The organism is Pseudomonas sp. URMO17WK12:I9, from assembly GCF_900230165.1.
Lineage (GTDB): Bacteria > Pseudomonadota > Gammaproteobacteria > Pseudomonadales > Pseudomonadaceae > Aquipseudomonas > Aquipseudomonas fulva.
On record NZ_OCMQ01000002.1, the window covers coordinates 605,457 to 628,206 of the forward strand.

The 22,750-nt window shown below is 59.8% G+C and carries 19 protein-coding genes; 4 read left to right on the plus strand and 15 right to left on the minus strand.

Going from position 1 to position 22,750, the window contains the following annotated elements; all coding sequences use genetic code 11:
- The first annotated feature begins 362 nt into the window (after positions 1-362).
- Positions 363-1,691 carry a glutamate/aspartate:proton symporter GltP gene (gene gltP / locus CRP40_RS07500; RefSeq protein WP_023532821.1) on the plus strand — a complete coding sequence of 443 codons (1,329 nt, stop codon included), beginning with the start codon at positions 363-365 and terminating at the stop codon, positions 1,689-1,691.
- A gap of 134 nt (positions 1,692-1,825) precedes the next feature.
- On the plus strand, positions 1,826-3,055 hold the full coding sequence (locus CRP40_RS07505; protein ID WP_023532681.1) for a spore maturation protein: 1,230 nt from the start codon (positions 1,826-1,828) through the stop codon (positions 3,053-3,055).
- A 31-nt stretch (positions 3,056-3,086) separates the two neighbouring features.
- On the opposite strand, the gene CRP40_RS07510 is transcribed toward CRP40_RS07505, so the two are convergent.
- From CRP40_RS07510 to CRP40_RS07580, 15 genes are all read right to left on the minus strand, one after another.
- Positions 3,087-4,109, minus strand: coding sequence for a DUF5924 family protein (locus tag CRP40_RS07510; protein WP_027913223.1), 1,023 nt, complete (start codon positions 4,107-4,109; stop codon positions 3,087-3,089).
- 76 nt (positions 4,110-4,185) lie between these two features.
- Entirely contained in the window at positions 4,186-5,592 is a 1,407-nt protein-coding gene (locus CRP40_RS07515) for a pitrilysin family protein (RefSeq protein ID WP_027913222.1), read from the minus strand.
- 30 nt (positions 5,593-5,622) lie between these two features.
- Positions 5,623-7,281 carry a Na/Pi cotransporter family protein gene (locus tag CRP40_RS07520; RefSeq protein WP_027913221.1) on the minus strand — a complete coding sequence of 553 codons (1,659 nt, stop codon included), beginning with the start codon at positions 7,279-7,281 and terminating at the stop codon, positions 5,623-5,625.
- Positions 7,282-7,489: 208 nt separating this feature from the next.
- Complete coding sequence (locus CRP40_RS07525) at positions 7,490-8,260, minus strand: TerC family protein (RefSeq protein ID WP_027913220.1); 771 nt, start codon at positions 8,258-8,260, stop codon at positions 7,490-7,492.
- Between the two features lie 70 nt (positions 8,261-8,330).
- Positions 8,331-9,638 (minus strand): CitMHS family transporter, encoded by a 1,308-nt coding sequence (locus tag CRP40_RS07530; protein WP_027913219.1) that lies wholly within the window; start codon positions 9,636-9,638, stop codon positions 8,331-8,333.
- A 289-nt stretch (positions 9,639-9,927) separates the two neighbouring features.
- The gene (locus tag CRP40_RS07535) at positions 9,928-11,883 is read right to left on the minus strand and encodes a DUF4105 domain-containing protein (protein WP_027913218.1); all 1,956 of its coding nucleotides are present in this window, start codon (positions 11,881-11,883) and stop codon (positions 9,928-9,930) included.
- Positions 11,880-12,200, minus strand: coding sequence for a DUF2388 domain-containing protein (locus CRP40_RS07540; protein WP_023532340.1), 321 nt, complete (start codon positions 12,198-12,200; stop codon positions 11,880-11,882). The genes CRP40_RS07535 and CRP40_RS07540 overlap by 4 nt, the downstream gene beginning before the upstream one ends.
- 36 nt (positions 12,201-12,236) lie before the next feature.
- The gene (locus CRP40_RS07545; protein WP_027913217.1) at positions 12,237-12,530 is read right to left on the minus strand and encodes a DUF2388 domain-containing protein; all 294 of its coding nucleotides are present in this window, start codon (positions 12,528-12,530) and stop codon (positions 12,237-12,239) included.
- 29 nt (positions 12,531-12,559) lie between these two features.
- Positions 12,560-12,877, minus strand: a complete 318-nt coding sequence (locus CRP40_RS07550) for a DUF2388 domain-containing protein (protein WP_027913216.1) — start codon at positions 12,875-12,877, stop codon at positions 12,560-12,562.
- A gap of 285 nt (positions 12,878-13,162) precedes the next feature.
- On the minus strand, positions 13,163-13,378 hold the full coding sequence (locus CRP40_RS07555) for a DUF1127 domain-containing protein (protein ID WP_027913215.1): 216 nt from the start codon (positions 13,376-13,378) through the stop codon (positions 13,163-13,165).
- A gap of 338 nt (positions 13,379-13,716) precedes the next feature.
- Positions 13,717-15,210 (minus strand): acetyl-CoA hydrolase/transferase family protein, encoded by a 1,494-nt coding sequence (locus tag CRP40_RS07560; RefSeq protein ID WP_027913214.1) that lies wholly within the window; start codon positions 15,208-15,210, stop codon positions 13,717-13,719.
- Positions 15,211-15,396: 186 nt separating this feature from the next.
- On the minus strand, positions 15,397-16,833 hold the full coding sequence (locus tag CRP40_RS07565; protein ID WP_027913213.1) for an NAD(P)(+) transhydrogenase (Re/Si-specific) subunit beta: 1,437 nt from the start codon (positions 16,831-16,833) through the stop codon (positions 15,397-15,399).
- Positions 16,830-17,150, minus strand: coding sequence for an NAD(P) transhydrogenase subunit alpha (locus CRP40_RS07570; protein ID WP_023532697.1), 321 nt, complete (start codon positions 17,148-17,150; stop codon positions 16,830-16,832). The genes CRP40_RS07565 and CRP40_RS07570 overlap by 4 nt, the downstream gene beginning before the upstream one ends.
- A gap of 12 nt (positions 17,151-17,162) precedes the next feature.
- Entirely contained in the window at positions 17,163-18,284 is a 1,122-nt protein-coding gene (locus CRP40_RS07575; RefSeq protein WP_027913212.1) for a Re/Si-specific NAD(P)(+) transhydrogenase subunit alpha, read from the minus strand.
- 415 nt (positions 18,285-18,699) lie between these two features.
- On the minus strand, positions 18,700-19,605 hold the full coding sequence (locus CRP40_RS07580) for a LysR family transcriptional regulator (protein ID WP_027913211.1): 906 nt from the start codon (positions 19,603-19,605) through the stop codon (positions 18,700-18,702).
- Between the two features lie 156 nt (positions 19,606-19,761).
- Between CRP40_RS07580 and CRP40_RS07585 the strand changes: the two genes are divergently transcribed.
- Together CRP40_RS07585 and CRP40_RS07590 are read left to right on the plus strand one after the other, a co-directional pair.
- Positions 19,762-20,943, plus strand: a complete 1,182-nt coding sequence (locus CRP40_RS07585; RefSeq protein WP_027913210.1) for an acyl-CoA dehydrogenase — start codon at positions 19,762-19,764, stop codon at positions 20,941-20,943.
- A gap of 13 nt (positions 20,944-20,956) precedes the next feature.
- Positions 20,957-22,177 (plus strand): CaiB/BaiF CoA-transferase family protein, encoded by a 1,221-nt coding sequence (locus tag CRP40_RS07590; RefSeq protein WP_027913209.1) that lies wholly within the window; start codon positions 20,957-20,959, stop codon positions 22,175-22,177.
- The last annotated feature ends 573 nt before the right edge of the window (positions 22,178-22,750 follow it).

Consider the following 22,750-nt stretch of genomic DNA (forward strand, 5'->3'; position numbering starts at 1 on the left):
GCTGCGTTTGAAGCATTCGGATTGTCGAACAACCTGATTTTTCCTACGTGCTTTTGCGACTATTCCAGCCGCCATTTGGCGTTTATGTCCTATTCGGGTTTCCGAACGGCGCACCGCATGTCAGTTATTTCCCTCGAAATGCCTCCACTTTCCCATGCTTGATCGGTATGGGGTATGCGTTTCCGGCATTAGATTTCCCTCTTTCCCATCGCAATAGTTGCGGCCTTTTTCGCCGACCGAGCCCTGCGCTCGTCTGCGCTGTCCTTACAACACGTCGCTGATCGGCGCATTCGCCCGGGGTTGTTTCCACAGTTTTCCGGTAGCCGTTAGTTGACATGACCACTACAACAAAGGGTAAAGACATGAAGAAGGCAAAACTGAGCCTCGCCTGGCAGATCGTCATCGGTCTGGTCTTGGGCGTTGCAATCGGCGCGCTCCTGAACCACTTCAGTGCGGAAAAGGCCTGGTGGATCAGCAACGTCCTTCAGCCTGCTGGTGATATCTTCATTCGCCTGATCAAGATGATCGTGGTCCCGATCGTGATCTCATCGCTGATCGTGGGCATCGCCGGGGTTGGCGACGCCAAGAAGCTTGGCAGTATTGGCCTGAAGACCATCCTTTACTTCGAAGTCGTCACGACCATCGCCATTGTCGTGGGCCTGGTGCTTGCCAACCTGTTCCATCCGGGCGCCGGCATCGACATGAGCACCCTCGGCACCGTGGACATCTCCAAGTACCAGGCGACCGCCGCCGAGGTGCAGCATGAGCATGCCTTCATCGAGACCCTGCTCAATCTGATTCCGTCGAACATCTTCGCGGCGCTGATGCGCGGTGAGATGCTGCCGATCATCTTCTTCTCGGTCATGTTCGGCCTTGGCCTCTCCAGCCTGCAAGCCGAGCTGCGCGATCCGCTGGTACGCACCTTCCAGGCCGTATCGGAAACCATGTTCAAAGTCACTCACATGATCATGAAGTACGCGCCGATCGGTGTGTTCGCGCTGATCGCGGTGACCGTTGCCAACTTTGGCTTCAGCTCATTGCTGCCACTGGCCAAGCTGGTCCTGCTGGTGTATTTCGCCATCGCCTTCTTCGCCTTCATGGTGCTGGGGCTGGTAGCGCGCCTGTTCGGCTTCTCGGTGATCAAGATCATGCGCATCATGAAAGATGAGCTGATCCTGGCCTACTCCACCTCAAGCTCGGAAACCGTCCTGCCACGGGTTATCGAGAAGATGGAGAAATACGGTGCGCCCAAATCGATCTGCTCGTTCGTGGTGCCTACCGGCTACTCGTTCAACCTCGACGGCTCTACCCTGTACCAGAGCATCGCGGCCATCTTCATCGCCCAGCTCTACGGCATCGACCTGTCGTGGAGCCAGCAGCTGCTGCTGGTACTGACCTTGATGGTGACCTCCAAAGGTATTGCCGGAGTACCGGGTGTTTCGTTCGTGGTACTGCTGGCCACCCTGGGTAGCGTGGGTATCCCGCTGGAAGGTCTGGCGTTCATTGCCGGTGTCGACCGCATCATGGACATGGCCCGCACGGCACTCAACGTGATCGGTAATGCCCTGGCCGCGCTGGTCATCTCCCGCTGGGAAGGTATGTACGACGCAGCCAAGGGCGAGCTGTACTACGCCTCGCTGATCGCCGAGAAGCCTGAAGCTGCCATGGTGGGTGAAGCAGCCAAGCGCTGAGGCTAAGCCTGTTGGACACAAAGCCCCGACATGTCGGGGCTTTTTGTTGTCTGCGGCATCTACACTCACGGCGGGCCGCAGCCAGGGCGGTGTTCGATACGTTATGATTCGGGCATTTCGGGGGAGGTACGTGAATGCTCAACGGCTTGTGGCTCGGCTTTTTCCTGGTAGCGGCCATATCTGCCATGGCTCAATGGCTAGTGGGTGGCAACGCTGGCATCTTCGCGGCCATGGTCGAAAGCATCTTCGCCATGGCGAAACTTTCCGTCGAGGTCATGGTATTGCTGTTCGGCACCCTGACGCTGTGGCTGGGCTTTCTGAAGATTGCCGAGCAGGCGGGTATCGTCGAATGGCTGGCCAAGGTGTTGGGCCCCTTGTTCGCACGGCTGATGCCAGAAGTGCCGCCTGGGCACCCCGCGCTGGGGCTGATCACCATGAACTTTGCGGCCAACGGTCTGGGCCTGGACAACGCTGCTACCCCTATCGGCTTGAAGGCCATGCGTGCCCTGCAGACGCTCAACCCCAGCAGCACCACGGCCAGCAATGCACAGATCCTGTTCCTGGTGCTCAATGCGTCTTCCTTGACCCTGCTCCCTGTGACCGTCTTCATGTACCGGGCTCAGCAAGGCGCGCCCGACCCAACCATGGTGTTCCTGCCTATCCTGCTGGCCACCAGTGTGTCGACGCTGGTAGGGCTGCTGTCGGTCGCGGTGATGCAGCGTTTGCGGCTATGGGACCCTGTGGTGCTGGCTTACCTGGTGCCCGGTGCGTTGCTGCTGGGGGGCTTCATGGCCTTTCTCGGCACGTTGTCGGCAGCTGCGCTGGCCAGCTTGTCCTCAATCCTGGGCAACCTCACGCTGTTCGGGGTGATCATCGTTTTTTTGATCATCGGCGCGCTTAAGCGGGTCCAGGTCTACGAAGCGTTCGTCGAAGGGGCGAAGGAAGGCTTCGACGTTGCCAAGAGCCTGCTGCCCTACCTGGTGGCGATGCTGGTGGCGGTCGGTGTGCTGCGCGCATCAGGGGCGCTTGAGGTGGCGTTGGACGGTATTCGCCATGCGGTGAACTGGATGGGCCTGGATACGCGCTTCGTCGAAGGGCTGCCAACTGCCCTGGTCAAGCCGTTTTCCGGCAGTGCCGCACGGGCGATGCTGATCGAGACCATGCAGGCCCAGGGTGTGGACAGCTTCCCTGCCTTGGTCGCTGCGACCATTCAGGGTAGTACCGAAACCACGTTCTACGTCCTCGCGGTGTACTTCGGTGCCGTGGGCATTCAACGGGTGCGCCATGCCGTGGGGTGTGCACTGTTGGCCGAGTTTTCCGGTGTGGTGGCAGCGATCTGCGTTTGCTACTGGTTCTTTGGCTGAACGGCGTTTCAGGTGCTACAGGGTGCGTCGCTCATGAAGCGGCGCCATCCTCGACTACCTTGAAGCGCAGTACGCCTATCACCTGGCCATCTTCGGTCAGCACCCTCACCTGCCAACGCCCCACCGGGTTGGGCGGGAAGTTCTGCTTGTGGGTCCAGGCCCGATAGCCTTCCTTGCGCCCACCGTGAATGTCCAGGGCGATACGGTCCACCTCCTGCCCGTCTTTCTGCCACACATGGTAGATCCGCTCATTCAGGCCGCGCGGCGCGTTGATGGCGGTGTAGGCGTACAGGCCGCTGCTGCGAATACGGCTGGCAGCGATTTTATCCAGTGAATCTCCCGGCTCACGGTTGATGACCTCGGTACTCACGGCGACCTCGGTCATCCACAAGGTGGCCGGCGGCACCCAGGAGCGCAACAACCAACCACCGCCACCGACTGCCAGCGTGATCACCACCAGGCCGACACCGCGTCGCCAGTTGCTGACCGGGAAGCTGCTGACCAGGCTTGGGAAGGACAAGGCCATGGCGATGATCAGGGCCAGCTTGAAGCTTTGCGCGGTGGTGAGGTGCAGGATGATCGGCAAGGCCGTCAGCAAGGCGGCGAACAGGGTCAGGGTGTGCAGCGCCATGAACAGCCAGCGCCGCGGCGCGAGCCAGCGGTAGTACAGCGGGTCGATGATCGAGACCAGCCCGGCGGCGCCCAGCAAGCCTGTAAAGATCGACTGGCCGCTGTTCCAGGTGGTAGTGATGAAGAAAAACGGCAGCACGAAAAACAGGGATTCCTGGTGGATCATCTGCGTGGCATAGCGCAACAGCGGCTGGGGTATTTCACGCTTGAACGTACGCGTGAACAGGCGAGTGAGCGTGCTTTCGAGCATCAGCCAGACCCAGCTGACCAGCAGCATGACGGCGATCCAGCTGGCAAGCCCCGCCTGCCGGTCGACCAGGATGAAGCTGCCTACACCCGATAGAAAGCCCCCCAAGGCAATGACGCCCGGATAGCGTTTGAGCAGTTCGATGATGCGCTGGGCGATCTTGGGTATTGGGGGCATGGGGGCTGCAATGCTTGGAGTGGCTAGGGGGCGGCCCTTGCATGCACGACGCGGGCATTGAAAGGATACCGCCGTTTCACATGTGCCGAGTAGCACCGCTTGGCTTGTCAGGAGTTTGTCGACGCCAGCGCAGAAGGCACGCGGCGAGCAGCAACCCTGCCAGCAGGAACGACAGACCGTAGAGCTCGTCGTACCCAAGCAGCGGTTTTTCGATACGAATGTAGCCTTCGTGGGCGAGCAACTGCTCGAGCGCCTGGTTGGCTTGCTCCAGTGTCACTCGTCGCAGCTGACGCACAGGGCTGGTGAAGCGGCCGTCGGTGTAGTCGTTCAATGCGCCCCAGTAATAATCGGCAAGGGCACTGTTACCTTGGGTTGCCCAACTTTCCTTGGCGATGCTCGCTTGCTTGATGCGGGCAAAGGTGTCCGGGTCCAGGCCCTGCTTGCGCAAATGATCGAACAAGCGCCGCATGACCTCGATGGCCCTTCCTATATCATCGCGCTCAAGGTCGGCGTTGAGGCTGAGCAGGCCGGTATCACCGAAGCTCTCGCGCTGGACCGAGGGCCCGTAGGACAGGCCGTTGCGCAGGCGCAGCTGGTCGTACACTGCCCAATCCAGATAACGGGAGAGCAGATCCAGGGTGGCCTGATGGTCGTTGTCCAACACGGGCTCGATGAACAGCCAGTGGAGTTTGGCGGTATCGCCCAGCCAGCCGTGCATCAGGCCGCGCCGTTGCTTGGCCTCGTGGCTGATCGATTCCAGATCACGGCGGTCTTCCGGCTCGGTGGCCGGGAGTTCGCCGAAGGTTCTTTCCAGGTAGGCGGGCAACAGGCGGTCAAGGCCACCCACCATGATCAGTGTCATGTTGTTGGCCGCGTACCAACGCTCGCGCAGGCCTTGGACCTGCTCGAGGGTCATGTCGTCGAGGTTGGAGCGCTCGGGGCATTTCAAGCCCAATTCCGTGGCCAATTGCTGCCCGGCGGGGTGGCCGATATCCTGCCGGTCGAGCCAGCGCTGCAGGTGCCCGTAATGGCCACCGTCCTCACGCTCGATGATGCGCTTGGCAGTCGCCAGGGCCTTGGCGTCGATCTGGGTGTCGCGAATGATCGACAGCAACAGATCGAGTACCTTGCGCTGATTGCGTGCGGGCGCCTCAATCACGAACGTGGTGTCGGCATTGCCCGTGAACGCATTCCATTCGCCACCCAGCGCCTGCAGGCGCTCTTCCAGACCCCCTTCGCCCGTGTCATCCACCCCACTGAACAGCAGGTGCTCCAGCAGGTGCGGCAGCTCTTTCTGGTCGCAGCCGAAGTCGTCCAGGCCCACCCCCACGACCAGGCGAATGGACACATGGTCGCGTTCGTAGCCGTCCTTGAGGATGACCTGCAGGCCGTTGGGCAGCAGATAGCCCTCCACGCGAGCGCGGTCCAGGGCAAAGGAGCAGAAGCTACACATCAGCAGGCAGACGAACATCAGGCAACGCATGGGTGAGCGGGGGTCCTCAGGTCGGCGACATCACGGCAGAGGGGCTTCGTCCGGCACGCTGTCGAGCATCAGCCCGCCCGTGTCCGAGCCGCCCAGTACCACATAGGCACTGCTGCAGAACAAAGAGTTCAACCGCTTCATGTCGGCGATAAGCTCCAGGTGGATGGAGCTGGTCTCGATGCTCTGTACCACTTTGCGCTGCAGGCGGCTGACATGGGCGTGGGCCAGGCGCCGTTCCTGGGCGCGAAAACGACGTTTCTCGCGCAGCAGCAAACGCGCGCTTTCCGGGTCGGCGCTGAGGAATACCGAGAGGCCGAGGCGCAAGTTGGCCAGCAATTGCTCCTGCAATCCGGTCAGTTCCTCCAGCCCCATCTGAGAAAAGGCACGGCGTTGGCTTGTCTTCTGCTGCTGGACTTTGCGCAACATGCGTTCGATCAGGTCGCAGGCCAGCTTGAGGTTGACGGCCAGCTCGATGATCTCGGCCCAGCGACGGTTGTCGTGTTCGCTGAGGTCCTCGCGGGTCATCTGCGCCAGGTATAACTTGATGGCGCTGTACAGGGCCTCGGCATCCTCACCCAGTGCGCGTACCTGCTGAGGCAATGCAGCCTGAGTGCCGCGCAGGGCGCCAAGCATGGCTTCAAGCAAGTTGTCGACGATATCGCCCAGGCGCAGCGTCTCCCGGGCAGCATTGGCCAGCGCCAGGCTGGGCGTTTCCAAGGCCGAGGCGTCGAGATGGCGCGGGCGTATCTGCCCGTTGTCGCGCTCGCGCTCTGGCAACAGGCTGTTGCACAGCCTTCCCATGGGCTTGACCGTAGGCAGCATGATCAGGCAGCGGGCCGTGTTGTAGAGCAAGTGGAAGCCAATGACCAGTTCTTGCGGACTGAAACTCAGTGAGTCCATCCAGTCCACCAGCGGGTGGAGCACGGGGATGATCAACAGCAGGCCGATCAGCTTGTACAGCAGGCTGCCCAGCGCCACGCGGCGGCCGGCGGCGTTCTGCATGCTGGTGCTGATGAACGCCAGCAGGCCGCTACCAATGTTGGCGCCGACCACCAGGCCTATGGCCACCGGCAGGCTGATCACCTCGGCACCTGCCAGTGTGGCGGTGAGCAGGACGGCGGCCAGGCTCGAATACGACACCATGGCAAACAATGCACCGACCAGGGCGTCGAGCAGAATGTCGCCGGTCAGCGAGGCGAAAAGCACCTTCACGCCTTGGGCATGGGTGATGGGGGCGGCTGCCTGGACGATCAGTTCCAGCGCCAGGATGATCAGGCCCAGGCCGATGCCGACGCGGCCGAGTTGGCCAGCACGGGTCTGCTTGCGTGAAAGGAAAAAGATCACCCCCAGGAAAATCAGCAGGGGCGAAAGCCAGGACAAGTCGAAGGTCAGTACACGGGCCATGAGCGCCGTGCCCACGTCGGCCCCTAACATGATGGCCAGCGCCGGGGTCATGGCCATCAGGCCCTGACCTACGAATGAGGTGACCAGCATTGCGGTTGCGTTGCTGCTCTGCACCATTGCAGTGACCAGAATGCCCGCGATGAAGGCAAGCGGGCGTTTGTCCATGTTCTGGCCGATGATGCGTCGCAGATCCGAACCGAACACCCGTAAAATGCCGGTTCGCACGATGTGCGTGCCCCACACCAGCAAGGTGACTGCCGAAAGCAGATTGAGTAGGGTCAGCATGACGAGAGCCCCCTGAGTGCACCGGCCAAGGTGGCCGGTCGAAAAGACGCGGGCGCAGTGCCGTTTGCAAAGGCCTGTTCAAGCTTTAGTTCTATTATGCCGCTGCCGCCAGCTTCGCATGGCTGTCATCATTTTGAAACATCCTTGGGACGTACTGGCGGCATGCGCAAAGGGCCCCGCAGGGCCCTTTTCTCCGTGACGTGTGAGGTTATTGACCCGGCACGTCCTTGCGCAGCTTCACGGCCTCGTGCTCCTTGCCAGCCTTGCGTGCCAACGACGTACGCATGCGGATGTTGATGGCTTCGACCGCCAGGGAGAAGGCCATGGCGAAATAAACGTAGCCTTTAGGAACATGCACATCGAATGCTTCGGCGATCAGCACGGTACCTACCACGATCAGGAACGACAGCGCGAGCATCTTCAATGAAGGGTGCTTGTCGATGAAGTCGGCGATGGTACCGGCACAAGCCATCATGACCAGCACGGCGACGATGATTGCGGCGATCATCACCGGCACGTGCGACACCATCCCCACAGCGGTAATCACCGAATCCAGGGAGAAGACGATATCGATGATCGCGATCTGGATGATGGTGTACAAGAACTTGCCGCCAGAGCCCTTGGGTTCGTCGGCGTTTTCTTCTTCGCCTTCCAGGCCGTGGTAGATCTCCTGCGAGCTCTTCCAGAGCAGGAACAAGCCACCGAAGAACAAGATCAGGTCACGTCCGGATATACCCTGCCCTAGCACCACGAACAGATCGTCGGTCAGGCGCATTACCCAAGTGATGGACAGCAGCAGCATGATGCGAGTGACCATGGCCAGGGCCAGGCCGAAGATCCGGGTACGCGGCTGCATGTGCTTGGGCATGCGGCTGACCAGGATCGAGATCATGATGATGTTGTCGATGCCCAGAACGATTTCAAGCGCGGTCAGGGTGAAGAAGGCAACCCAGATTTCCGGGCTGGTCAGCCATTCCATGTGTTTTCCTTTGAGCGGTATGGGCGATGCGCCTGCATCGAGGCGCATTGCGGTGGAGAGAGGTCTGTTATCAGAGACTACTGAACAGCGGGAAAATGCCCATGGTCAGCGCGGCGAACATTATGCACAGGCACACCAGTACTGCCCACTTGAGCGTAAAGCGTTGGTGATCCCCGAATTCGATGCCGGCCAGGGCGACCAGCAGGTAAGTCGAGGGTACCAGCGGGCTGAGCAGGTGCACCGGCTGCCCGACGATGGATGCACGGGCCATCTCGACCGGACTGATGCCATAGTGGCTTGCCGCTTCGGCCAGTACGGGGAGAACACCGTAATAGAAGGCGTCGTTGGACATGAAGAAGGTGAACGGCATGCTCACGATCGCCGTGATCACCGCCAGGTACGGGCCCAACGCTTCGGGAATGACAGCCAGCAGGCTTTTGGACATGGCATCGACCATGCCCGTGCCCGACAGGATGCCGGTGAAGATGCCTGCGGCGAAGATCAGGCCGGTAACCGCCAGCACGCTGCCGGCGTGGGCGGCGATACGGTCTTTCTGTTGTTGCAGGCAGGGGTAGTTGACGATCATCGCGATGCTGAAGGCGATCATGAACAGCACTGGCAACGGCAGCAGGCCGGCTATGAGGGCCGCCATCAATGCAGCGGTCAGTGCGCCATTGAAGTACAGCAGCTTTGGCCGGCGTGCCTCTGGATATTGCGAAACACTGATGTCGCTGTGATCGATATCGTCAGTTGGCAGGTGCAGCTCGCCCAGGCGGGCACGTTCGCGTTTGCCGTACAGGTAGGCGATGGCCAGGATCGCGACCACGCCGAACAACATCGCTGGAATCATGGGCACGAAGATATCGGAAGGGTCCACGTGCAAGGCGCTGGCCGCCCGCGCGGTGGGCCCACCCCATGGCGTCATGTTCATGACCCCGCCGGCAAGAATGATGAGCCCCGCCATGATGCGCGGGCTCATGCCCAGGCGGCTGTACATGGGCAGCATGGCCGCGCAGCAGATCATGTAGGTGGTAGCGCCGTCACCGTCCAGCGATACCACCAGGGCCAGCACGGCGGTGCCTACCGACACCTTGAGCGGGTCGCCCTTGACCAGCTTGAGGATTTTTCGCACCGCAGGGTCGAAAAGGCCGGAGTCGATCATCAAGGCAAAGTAGAGAATAGCGAACATCAGCATGACGCCGGTGGGCGCCAACTTGCTGATGCCTTCGAGCATCATGGGGCCGATCTTGCTGGCGAAACCGCCAAAGAGGGCGAACAGAATGGGCACCAGGATCAGGGCGATCAAGGCCGACAGACGCTTGGTCATGATCAGGTACATGAACGTGACGACCATGGCGAAGCCGAGGAAGGTCAGCATGGCAATACTCCAGGCGAGGCGCGACGAAAAAGAGGACGGTTCGGGCGGGTCAGCGTGCAGGACGCTGCGCGTGGAGTAGGTAGGACGGGACTAAGAGAAGTCGGGCACGGAAAGGCATCGGTATCACCATTGTTGTTGTTGGTTGCGCCGGGCGCGGCACGTACCTCGCCCTGGCTGACCGGTCTGTGCCGGCAATGGGGCTATCCTAAGCGGGCAAGCTTTCAGCCAGCTTTCGCTCGATCAAGGGTGACAAAAGGTAGGTAAAGCGGGTGGATGGGCTGTTGAGCCGCTACAGCTGTAGCCCACCCGCTGCCTTATGCAGTGCGCGAAGATGCTCTCCGATGTGCTTCACGTTGGCTTCAACTTCCGCTATCTGCCTGGCCCGGGAAGGTTCGAGCAGCGCCCTCACCTCTTTGTCCAGGTTGGTACTCAAGCGCAGCAACTGCGCCTGGCGTTCGCTGCTGACCTTTTCCAGGTGAACCCGCTCTTCTCGCTGCGGCAGCCCGTAGCCTGTGGTGTCGAGCAATTCCGCCGGGCGACTCAGGAAACCGCTGTTGGCGAGCATCTGCTTGAGGGTGGCATCGGCCTTGTCGACGCTACCATCCTTGAGCGCTGCGGCATTGAGATAGCGCTGCTTGACCTCGTCCTGTGCCAACAGCAGTTGCCGTCGCAAGCCCGCCTGTTCCAGAAGCAGCAAGGCGGCACTGGTGCGCAGGTCAGCCTGGTCGAACCAGGGCTTGCGTTGCTCGGCGTCCAGGGCCAACCAATCCTCTACCTTGGTTTGCTTTACCGGCAGTTGCTTCTTGAGCACATCGAACATGGCCTGGTAGCGGTCGCGGTACGAGTCAAAGCGGTAGCCCAGGCGCAGTGCCTCTCGCGGATCGTCCAGCACGCTGGTGTCAGCCAGCCCACGGCCGTCGAGCACGGCAAGCAGGCCATTGGGCATGATGCTGTCAAGGTCGTTGAGTTTTGGGTTGGCGGTACCGCTACGCAGCAGCTTCAGCGATTCCACGGCGCAGTTATTGGACAGGAACCAGTAGTTGCCGTCGTAGCTCCAGTGCATTTCGGCGGCCTGGCGGACCAGGTTCTCGATCTCCTCACGATTGAGCTTGAGTGGCACCGAGGCCAGGCTGCGCAGTTCGGTCTTGGTGTATTCATCGATGACCTGCCCCAGCGGCAGCACGAACAACCGGGAGGGATAGACGCCGACCAGTCCATCCCAGCTGGACAACTGGACGTCGTTGACGAAAGCGCGGTACGAAAGCACCAGGCTTTGATCAAGGTCCAGGCGGCAGTCCGGGCCTCGCGGACGGCCGGGCTTGCAGATGACCAGGCGCAGCATGCTGTGCCCCCAGCGGCTGACCAGGTTCTGATTGGCCTCGGCCAGCAGGTAATCCACTTCGTACACCCGCTCGGGGTCGACCTCACCCAGCGGCTGGCGCGCGAAGTCGCTACCGGCATTGATGAACGGCAGGCCTTTGGCGCAGGCGTCCTGGGGAGGGCTCCAGCCAAAATGTTGAGTCAGGTATCGATTGAGCGCGGGGCGGCGACAGCCATAGCTGGGGTCGAGAAGGAAGTACTCCATATTGACCGCGACGTATTCTTTCGGGCTGCTCAGCTCGTAGCGGTCGGGGCTACGCACGAACTGGCCGTTATGCTGTTCGCGCTCGCCGCGCCGGCCTACGTACTGGGGCCAGCCGGCGAGGTCCAGCAGGCGTGGGTCATCGCTGAGGGTGAACCGTCGCCCCGCCTGGCCGCGGCATTCGCCGGGCAGGCCTATATTCCCGACAGTGCCTTGCAGGCGGTTGCATCGAGTGAGCAATGCGTTCTGCTGCCCCGGCCACAACCGGGCGCGGTCGTAGATATGAGTGAGCTCATGGACCACGGTCGCCAACAGTTCGTTGCGCACAGTGCCATGGGGCCGATGCGTCAGCTCTGTGGTCGCGGTGCCGTCGGCAAGGCTGGGCAGCAGGCGCCGATTGAGCATCAGGCTGGACACCAGTGATGCCTGGCCGTAGGCGTCAGGCGGCATCTGGTCACTCCAACTGACGCTGACGGTGCGATCAAGCCGCTGCTTGAACGAGGGTGGCAGGCTGGCCATCGCTTGGTCGAGCAGCGCCTGGCTGGCGCTGACCTGCTGCGGGGTCAGGTCGGCGGTTTGCAGATCCAGGTGCAAGTCTGCAAGCGCGGGCGTGCCGAGCAGTGTCAGAAGACAGCCGAACCACCCGGCACGCAGTGACTTCACAGCGCGAGAATAGCTTCGGCCAATACCTGGTCACTGGCATCGCGTGCCTGCGGCACACGCTCGCGCAACGTCGTGAACGCCGCTTCCAGTTGCGCGCCACGGATATCGCCGTCGCTGGCCACGAAGCTGGCTGCATCGTCGTGAGCTTCACGTACCACTTTCGAATCGCGAATGGATGTCGTGGTATCCGATGTGAAGTCGATCGAGCGGCCAAAGGCGCGCACGATGATGTTGCTGGTGGCCACCAAGGTCTGAGCCTGGGCCAGGTCGGCCAACAGGAACATGCCGAGAGTAGCGGCAATCAGCGGTTTACGCATGGAGCATCTCCGAAAATACTGGGAGGAAAAGGATAGTCATTCGACGAGGATTGCTCGCGCCAGTTCCAGGTCGCTGGCAGTGCGCGCGGGTTTATGCACGCGAATGGCTTCAAGGGCTGCCTCAAGGCGTGCACCGCGCACACGACCCTCGGTGGCGACGAACATTGCCGCATCGTCGCGCGCTGCGCTTATGAGCTTTCGATCAAAAGGTGCAGTGGTGACCTGGGTCGTGACGTAACCCGAGATCACCAGGCCTTGGGTGGTGGCGTCCAGCGCGTGAGCCGTGGCTATGCCCGCGATCCAGAGCAGGGGTAATAGCAGAAAACGCATGAGCGATCGGCTGGAGACGGCTTGCTGACTCAAAGAGCCAGGATGGCTTGAGCCAGTTGCTCGTCGCTGGCGTGCAAGGCAGGTGCCTGGGCACGGATGTGAACCAGCGCGCTTTCGAGCTTGGCGCCCCGGATGCTGCCCTGGCTGGCGACGAAGCTGGCGGCGTCGTCGCGGGCTGCTTGCACGATCTTGTTATCGCGCAGGGATGAAGACGCATCGGACGTGGCGTTGGTTGAGGCAGCGACGCCTCGTACCACGGTGTCGGTGGTGACGACAAAACTGCTGGCACTGGCTGTACCAGCCAGGCCAAGCATCAGCGCAGCGCCGATCAGGTAAGTACGGGTCATGAACGTAAGCTCCTGGTGTAAGGGGATCCAGCTGGGAACGTGGGCAACGGCCCTTGCCTAGACTATGACAGTCGGTTCTACCAGACAGTTAAGCGAAGCGTATCACGCGGTGCTGTATCAAGATGTTAATGATAGAGCGGCGTTGAACTGTTATGCCTTACAGAAGAGCTCACGGTAACTGTACCGGTGACGGAGATTTTATTTGAAACACAAATAAAAAACCCGTCGCAGGGCTCTGCGACGGGTTTTCGAAATTCACGTTGCCAGTCAGGCTGGCACAGGCGCTTAGCGCCAGAAAGGCTTGCTCAACTCTTCGTAACGCTGCGATTCGCTGATACCGGCGTCTGCCAGCAGACGCGCATCCAAGCGAGCCAATTGACGACGGCTTGCCATACGACGCTGCCAAAGCAACAAGGTAGAGGCTACGCGCAGGGGGAACGAGGCGTTGGATTGTTTGGCGGTGCTTTCAAAAACCAGACCGGAACTGAGGGTACGTTCCATGATGATCATCCTCCCGCTTATGGCGGCATTAGATAGTGATTTAACTGATGCCAATGATCCTCCCCTCTTGTCCATAACAGTAGATACAGTTGCAGGTAAAGAGGGCGAGCCAGTTAACTGTGTAATGCTACTGTTGCACTCGAAAGTGGCTAAACTGTACTGGTGTGCGCGAATATGGTGCATATTTAGATGGTTCTTCTGCATTTCGAAGAGATCATCTGGTGAAAAGCAGTACAGTAGTACAGTTCATTCAGGTCTTTCCCTGTTGCTGCTTTCTCAGTGGCGTACAAAAGGGTCGCCAAGCGACCCTTCGAGGTTTGTGCTTACTTCAGGACGCGTTACAGGGCAAGCATGCGACCTGTCTCTTCCAGGTTTTCATGCCATGCCAGTGCTTCACGCAAGATGTGCGGCGTGTGCCCGCCCCGCTGGCAAGCGCGCTCGAAGTAATCGTTCAAGGCCGCGCGATAGTCGGGGTGCACGCAGTTGTCGATGATCGCCCTGGCGCGCTCCCGAGGGGCCAGGCCCCGCAAGTCTGCCAGGCCTTGCTCGGTGACCAGGATGTCCACGTCATGCTCGGTATGGTCCACATGGCTGACCATGGGTACCACGCTTGAGATGGCGCCGCCTTTGGCAATCGATTTGGTCACGAATACGGCCAGGTGTGCATTACGGGCGAAGTCGCCGGAACCGCCAATGCCGTTCATCATCCGGGTGCCGCAGACGTGCGTGGAGTTGACGTTGCCGTAGAGGTCGAATTCCAGGGCAGTGTTGATACCGATGATACCTAGACGCCGAACCACTTCGGGGTGGTTGGAGATTTCCTGCGGGCGCAGAACCAGCTTGTCCTTGTACTTTTCCAGGTTGCCGAACACGTCGGTGTTGCGGCGACTGGACAGGGTGATGGAACTGCCCGAGGCGAAGCGCAGTTTGCCCGCATCGATCAAATCGAACGTGGAGTCCTGCAGCACCTCGGAGTACATGGTCAGGTCTTCGAACGGCGAGTCGATGAGCCCGCACATCACGGCGTTGGCAATGCTGCCGATCCCCGCCTGCAGGGGCCCCAACCGGTTAGTCATGCGCCCTGCTTCAACCTCTTTCTTCAGGAAGCTGATCAGGTGGTCGGCAATGCCTTGGGTTTCGTTATCGGGTGGCAGCACCGTGGAGGGCGAATCGGGTTGGTCACTGATGACGATGCCTACGATCTTGGCAGGGTCGATGGCAATGGCGGTACTGCCGATGCGGTCATCCACCTTTACCAATGGGATGGGCGTGCGGGTAGGACGGTACGTAGGTATATAGATGTCGTGCAGCCCTTCCAGATTCGGGTTGTGCGACAAATTGATCTCGACGATAACTTTCTTGGCAAAGATCGCAAAGCTCGCCGAGTTGCCGACCGATGTGGTCGGTACAATATGCCCTTGCTCGGTGATGGCCACCGCTTCGATCACGGCAATGTCGGGGAGCTTCAGTTGCTGGTTGCGCAGTTGCTCGACGGTCTCCGACAAGTGCTGGTCGATGAACATGACCTTGCCATCGTTGATGGCCTTGCGCAGCGTACTGTCCACCTGGAACGGCATGCGGCGGGCCAGTACACCGGCTTCGGTCAGCTGTTTGTCCAGGTCGTTGCCAAGGCTCGCGCCGGTCATCAGGCTGATTTGCAGCGGCGACTGCTTGGCGCGTTCGGCCAGCGCGTGAGGGACGGCCTTGGCTTCACCGGCGCGGGTGAAGCCGCTCATGCCGACGGTCATGCCGTCCTCGATCAGGCCAGCGGCGTCGGCCGCACTCATTACCTTGCTATGCAGGGAGGACAAGCGGATGCGATCACGGTACATGGATTGTTATCTCGGGCTACTAAGCTACTGCTGCGCAGTCTAGTGATTTAGACCGGTGCCGTCCCGCGACCATGGTCGTATTACCCCCGCCGCTTCATGGCCGTTGATCCGGATCAATTAACGAAAAAGCCCTGGCCGTTATCGACCAGGGCTCTTCTTGTTCACAGGATCAGAACAGAACCTGCCTCACTCCACGGCCTTGACCATGTCTTCGATGACCTTCTTGGCGTCGCCGAATACCATCATGGTCTTGTCGAGGTAGAACAGCTCGTTGTCCAGGCCTGCATAGCCGCTGGCCATGGAGCGCTTGTTGACGATGATGGTCTTGGCTTTGAAGGCTTCGAGAATCGGCATGCCGGCGATCGGTGACTTGGGGTCATTCTTGGCGGCCGGGTTGACCACGTCGTTTGCGCCCAATACCAGGACTACGTCGGCCTGGCCGAACTCGGCATTGATGTCTTCCATCTCGAAGACCTGGTCGTAGGGGACCTCGGCTTCTGCCAACAGCACGTTCATGTGACCAGGCATACGCCCTGCCACCGGGTGAATGGCGTATTTGACGGTGACACCGTTGTGCGTGAGCTTCTCGGTCAGCTCCTTGAGCGCATGCTGGGCACGTGCGACGGCAAGGCCATAGCCGGGAACGATGATCACGCTGTCGGCGTTGCTGAGCAGGAAGGTCGCATCGTCGGCCGAGCCGGACTTCACCGGACGCTGTTCTGTGGAGCCTTGGGCAGCACCCGCTTCGGCATCGCCACCAAAGCCGCCCAGGATGACATTGAAGAACGAGCGGTTCATGGCCTTGCACATGATGTAGGACAGAATCGCCCCGGACGAACCTACCAGCGAGCCGGCGATGATCAACATGGAGTTGTTCAGCGAGAAGCCGATCCCTGCTGCAGCCCAGCCCGAGTAGCTGTTGAGCATCGACACCACCACCGGCATGTCGGCACCGCCGATCGGGATGATGATCAGCACGCCCATGATGAACGCCAGCACCAGCATGAGGGTGAAGGCGCTGTAGTGGCCGGTGAAGGTGAACAGCAACCCCAGCGCGATGGTGGTCAGGCCGAGAATGAGGTTGAGTTTGTGCTGACCGGCAAACTGCACCGGCGCGCCTTGGAACAGGCGAAACTTGTATTTGCCCGATAGCTTGCCGAAGGCGATCACCGAGCCCGAGAAGGTAATGGCACCAATGGCAGCCCCCAGGAACAGCTCCAGGCGGTTACCCGTAGGGATTGGATCGCTGATGGCGGCGACGATTCCCATCGACTGGGGCTCGAGCACTGCGGCAATGGCGATGAATACCGCGGCAAGGCCGATCATGCTGTGCATGAAGGCGACCAGCTCAGGCATCTTGGTCATCTCGACGCGTTTGGCCATCACCGAGCCTGCGGTGCCGCCCACCAGCAGCCCGACGATCACATAGCCGATGCCGGCCGTGGCCAGCTCAGCACCGAGCTTATAAATGAGACCGACCGTGGTGAGGATCGCGATACCCATACCGATCATGCCGAACAGGTTGCCACGCCGGGATGTAGTGGGGTGCGACAGGCCCTTGAGCGCCTGGATGAAACACACCGAGGCGACCAGATACAGAAGTGTTACCAGATTCATGCTCATGCTGACTTCTGCCCCTCGTTCTTGACCTTTTTCTTGAACATTTCAAGCATGCGGCGGGTGACCAGGAACCCGCCAAATACGTTGACTGCAGCCAGAGCAACGGCGAGCGTGCCCATCACCTTTCCGGCAGGCGTGACCGTCAGCGCAGCGGCAAGCATGGCACCGACGATAACGATGGCCGATATCGCGTTGGTGACTGCCATCAGCGGGGTGTGCAACGCCGGTGTGACATTCCAGACCACGTGGTAACCCACATAAATGGCCAGCACGAAAATGATGAGGTTATAAATGCCATGGGAAATCAGCATGTCTTCCATTTGTCGTGCTCCTCAGCCGTTCTTGCGGACGATTTGACCGTCGCGGCACATGAGGCAGGCCGCGACGATGTCGTCTTCGAGGTTGATGGTCAGGGCGCCGTCCTTGTCGAACAGCAGTTTTGTGAAGTCCAGCAGGTTGCGTGCGTAAAGGGCGGAAGCGTCCGCTGCGACCAGGGCGGGTAGGTTAGTTGGGCCCACGATGGTGACGCCATGGGCATGCACGACCTCGTCGGCCACGGTCAGTGGGCAGTTGCCGCCCTGAGCCGCTGCCAGGTCGATGACTACCGAACCTGGTTTCATGTGGGCGACCGTTTCGGCGCTTAATAGCGTAGGCGCCTTGCGGCCAGGGATCAGTGCGGTGGTAATGACGATATCCGCTTGCCGGGCACGCTCGTGTACGGCCTGAGCCTGACGCTGCATCCAGCTTGCCGGCATGGGCCTAGCGTAGCCGCCGACGCCTTGGGCACAGTCGCGCTCCTCATCGGTCTCGTAAGGCACATCGATGAACTTCGCGCCGAGCGACTCGATCTGCTCCTTCACCGCAGGGCGCACGTCCGATGCCTCGATGACTGCGCCAAGACGCTTGGCCGTCGCAATCGCTTGCAACCCCGCTACACCTGCACCCAGGATCAAGACGCGTGCTGCCTTCACCGTACCGGCGGCCGTCATCAGCATCGGCATGAAGCGCGGATAGTGATGGGCAGCCAGTAATACGGCCTTGTAGCCGGCGATGTTGGCTTGGGATGAAAGTACGTCCAGGCTTTGTGCCCGAGACGTTCGCGGCGCGGCCTCCAGCGCAAATGCCGTGAGGCCGCGCGCGGCCATCTTGGCGATAACGTCGTTGTTGAACGGGTTGAGCATGCCGACCAGAAGGCTGCCGCTGCTCATCAGCGCCAATTCACCATCGGTTGGCGCGACTACCTTGAGCACCAACTGGGTGCCATAGGCTTCAGCCGCCGAGCCCAGGCGGGCACCGACAGATTCATAGGCGCTGTCCGGAATGCTGGCATTGACCCCAGCACCTTGCTGGACCGTAACCTGATGACCCTGACCTATCAGTTTCTTGATGGTTTCAGGCGTCGCGGCGACCCTTGTCTCGCCGGTCTGCGTCTCGAGCGGAACACCAATGTGCACGACTATTTCTCCTGCGATGACCTTTTTTATATTTGTGAGGCCAGCGCACTTCGTAGGGTGCGCCGGAGCGGCTTAGGGCCCAACCACCCGATCCTAGGCGGGCACAGCATTTTGCAGACGAACCAGACGAGCTTCAATAGAATCTGGAGCGAAACTAACCAATAACTACAAGTCACCATGTGACCAGATGTCGCAGCTGATCTGTTGCGAACGCTCAAGCGCCTTTATTCGTCAAGCTAGGACAGTTTTCAGCGGAAAATCTGAATTTTTCGTGTTTAAGCAGGCGAATGTCGCAAACAGAGGCTTGATAACAGATCGCTGAAGCACTCTATCACTGTCAGAAGCCCTGCAATATAGTTATTTAAATGCGACAGATCATTATATCTGTAGGTGTAAATTATAATTGACTACGGGGTCAGCTTTCCTTGGTGTCAGCGTAATCCGCCGCCTGTGCCACCAGCCATTCCCGAAACGCATCCAGCGTGGTTGATTCGACCCTGCGCTCCGGAATCATTAGATAGTAGGCCCTGTCGCTACGTAGAACATGCCTGTTAGCGACCACCAGCCTACCCTCGCCGAGCTCGCGTTGAATGAGAAAGGGGGGAATGAGCGCAACCCCCATTCCATGCATGGCCGCTTGTGCGAGCATTGAAAAGAGCTCAAGGCGGGGGCCGGTCATGTCGGTTGCTACAGAAATGCCGATGCTGCTGAACCACTGGCGCCATGCATAGGGCCGGGTGCTTTGTTGCAGCAGGGGGAGTTGTGCAATGTCGTGCGCCTGGAGGGTGTGCCTATCACCAAGCAACGCCGGGCTGCAGACAGGGACAGGATTTTCACCCATCAGCCTGTGCGAGCGGGTACCTGACCAGTCACCGTCACCAAAGTAGATGGCGGCATCGAAGCTGGTATCGGCAAATAGAAAAGGTCGTGTGCGATTGGTCAGGTTGACCGTGACATCGGGTTGACGCTGCTGGAAGTCCATCAACCGCGGCAGCAACCATTGAGTGCCGAACGTGGGCACCACTGCCAGCTCGATCACGCTGGCGCCCTGCTGACGCATCACCGACAGCGTATCGCGCTCTACCGCATCGAGTTGCGCGGCCACTTGCCGGCTGTAGGACAGCCCTGCTTCGGTCAGCTTCACGCCCCGGTGTGAGCGGCGGAACAACTCAACGTTCAAAAAGCCCTCAAGGCTGCCGATCTGCCTGCACACAGCGCCCTGGGTCAGCGACAGTTCCTGAGCAGCCTTGGTGAAGCTTTCGTGGCGGGCGGCAGCCTCGAAGCAAACCAGGGCTGTAGTGCTGGGTATCTTCCGACGCATGCCTATCCCTCACTCGTGGACATTTGGTTTTGGGGTTTCAATGCTCTCTGAGTGAGAAAATAGCACTCATAGGTGCAGAAACGTCGTTTGTCGTCGCCGCTTGCCCGGCCTAGGATCACGTCATAAGTCATCCACCGTTCTGGGAGAAATGCATTCATGGCCGCCAAAGCAAGCTTCAGCTGGATCGACCCCCTCTTGCTGGATCAACAGCTCAGTGAAGAAGAGCGCATGGTTCGAGACAGTGCCTATCAGTTCGCCCAGGACAAGCTGGCTCCGCGCGTGCTTGAAGCGTTCCGTCACGAAAAGACAGATGTAGCGATCTTTCGCGAGATGGGTGAAGTGGGCCTGCTGGGCGCTACGATCCCGGAGCAGTACGGTGGGAGCGGTCTGAACTACGTGTGTTACGGGCTCATTGCTCGCGAGGTAGAGCGCATCGACTCGGGGTATCGCTCGATGATGAGTGTGCAGTCGTCGTTGGTGATGGTGCCGATCAATGAATTTGGCTCCGAGGCACAGAAACAGAAGTACTTGCCCAAGCTTGCCAGTGGCGAGTGGATTGGTTGCTTTGGCCTTACTGAACCCAATCATGGGTCTGACCCGGGGTCGATGGTCACTCGTGCCCGGAAAGTCGAAGGCGGCTATCGGTTGACCGGCAGCAAGATGTGGATCACCAACAGTCCTATCGCTGATGTGTTCGTGGTGTGGGGCAAGGACGATGCAGGTGACATCCGTGGTTTCGTTTTGGAAAAGGGCTGGGAGGGCCTGAGTGCACCGGCGATTCATGGCAAGGTCGGGCTGCGCGCCTCCGTGACGGGTGAGATTGTCATGGACAATGTGTTTGTGCCCGAGGAGAACATGTTCCCTGAGGTGCGCGGGCTCAAGGGGCCTTTCACTTGCCTGAACTCCGCACGCTACGGCATTTCATGGGGAGCGCTGGGCGCTGCCGAGGCCTGCTGGCATACAGCGCGTCAGTACACCCTGGACCGGCAGCAATTTGGCAGGCCGCTGGCTGCCAACCAGCTGATTCAGAAGAAGCTCGCTGACATGCAGACAGAGATCACCTTGGCACTGCAAGGCTGCTTGCGTCTGGGGCGCATGAAAGACGAGGGCACTGCCGCTGTCGAGATCACGTCGATCATGAAGCGCAACTCATGTGGCAAGGCGCTGGACATCGCCCGCATGGCGCGTGACATGTTGGGCGGTAATGGCATCTCGGACGAATTCGGCGTGGCGCGTCATCTGGTCAACCTCGAGGTGGTGAACACTTATGAAGGCACCCATGACGTGCATGCTCTGATTCTGGGGCGTGCGCAGACAGGTATTCAGGCTTTCTATTAATAAGGAGGCTGTCATGGGAGCGCTTTCGCATCTGCGCGTGCTGGACCTGTCGCGGGTACTGGCGGGGCCGTGGGCTGGTCAGATCCTTGCGGACCTTGGTGCCGATGTCATCAAGGTCGAGCGTCCTGGCAAGGGCGATGACACGAGGGCGTGGGGGCCGCCTTATCTCAAGGACAGCGCGGGTGGCAGTACTGGCGAAGCGGCTTATTATCTGGCAGCCAACCGCAACAAGCGCTCTATCACGATCGACTTCACCCAGGCCGATGGTCAGCGACTGATCCGCGAACTGGCTGCCAAGAGCGATATCGTCATTGAAAACTTCAAGGTAGGCGGCTTGGCGGCTTATGGGCTGGATTATCCATGCCTGAAGGCTATCAATCCGAAGCTCATCTACTGCTCGATCACCGGGTTCGGGCAGACAGGCCCCTATGCGCAGCGTGCGGGCTATGACTTCATGATTCAGGGGCTTGGCGGGCTCATGAGCCTGACAGGGCTGCCGGAGGGTGAGGTGGGTGCGGGGCCTGTGAAGGTTGGGGTGGCGCTGACGGACATTCTTACCGGGCTGTATTCGACGGTGGCGATTCTGGCGGCGCTGTCTCATCGGGAGCAGCGTGGTGAGGGTCAGCACATCGACATGGCTCTGCTGGATGTCCAGGTGGCGTGCCTGGCCAATCAGGCGATGAATTACCTCACAACGGGCGTGCCGCCGCGTCGCCTGGGCAATGCGCACCCGAATATCGTGCCTTACCAGAACTTTCCCACGGCCGATGGCGACTTCATTCTCACTGTGGGCAACGATGGTCAGTTCCGAAAGTTTGCAGAGGTGGCTGGGCAGGTACAGTGGGCTGATGACCCGCGGTTCGCAACCAACAAGGCACGTGTAGCCAACAGGGGCGAGCTAGTACCGTTGATTCGCCAGGTGACGGTGTTCAGGACGACGGCGCAGTGGGTGAGTGACCTGGAAGCAGTAGGCGTGCCGTGTGGGCCGGTCAATGACCTGGCGCAGGTGTTTGAGGATCCACAGGTAGTGGCGCGAGAACTGGCAGTGAGCATGGCGCACCCACTGGCAGGCACAGTGCCCCAGGTCGCTTCGCCGATTCGCTTGTCGCAGACGCCTGTTGAGTACAGGCATGCGCCACCTCTACTAGGTGAGCATACAGAGAGCGTGTTGAAGGCACTGCTAAGCATGCCGGATGCCGAGGTGAAACGGTTGCGGGTGGCCGGGGTGATCTAGCAGGTGACGGCGGCTATGAATAAGCGGGGGGCGGCAGCCCCCCGCTTTGCTTTTGATTTATATGAAATTAAAGGTTGACGCGGTTTCGAATCCCCTTATAATGCGCCCCACTTCCAGCGACATCGGAACGCAAAACTCCTTGAGATTCAATGAGTTAGCTAGTTCAGGTGGTGCTGAAAGGGCTACGATCGAATAGATCGGCGGCGGTTGAGAAGAAGGTTGACAGCGTGTTGAAACGCTGTAGAATTCGCATCCCGCTACGAGAGATCGAAGCGAGTCAAGTGGTTGAAGTTGAACGAGTTTCTCGAAACAAACTTCAAAATAAACGCTTGACAGGCAGTGAGGAAAGCGTAGAATGCGCGCCTCGGTTGAGACGAAACACTCTCAGCCAAACGCTCTTTAACAAATCGAATCAAGCAATTCGTGTGGGTGCTTGTGAGTACGGACTGATAGTCAGAAAGATTATCAGCATCACAAGTGACCATGCGAGAAATCACATAGTCATTTGAGATTGCTGAGCCAAGTTTAGGGTTTCTTAAAAACCCAAGCAGTATTGAACTGAAGAGTTTGATC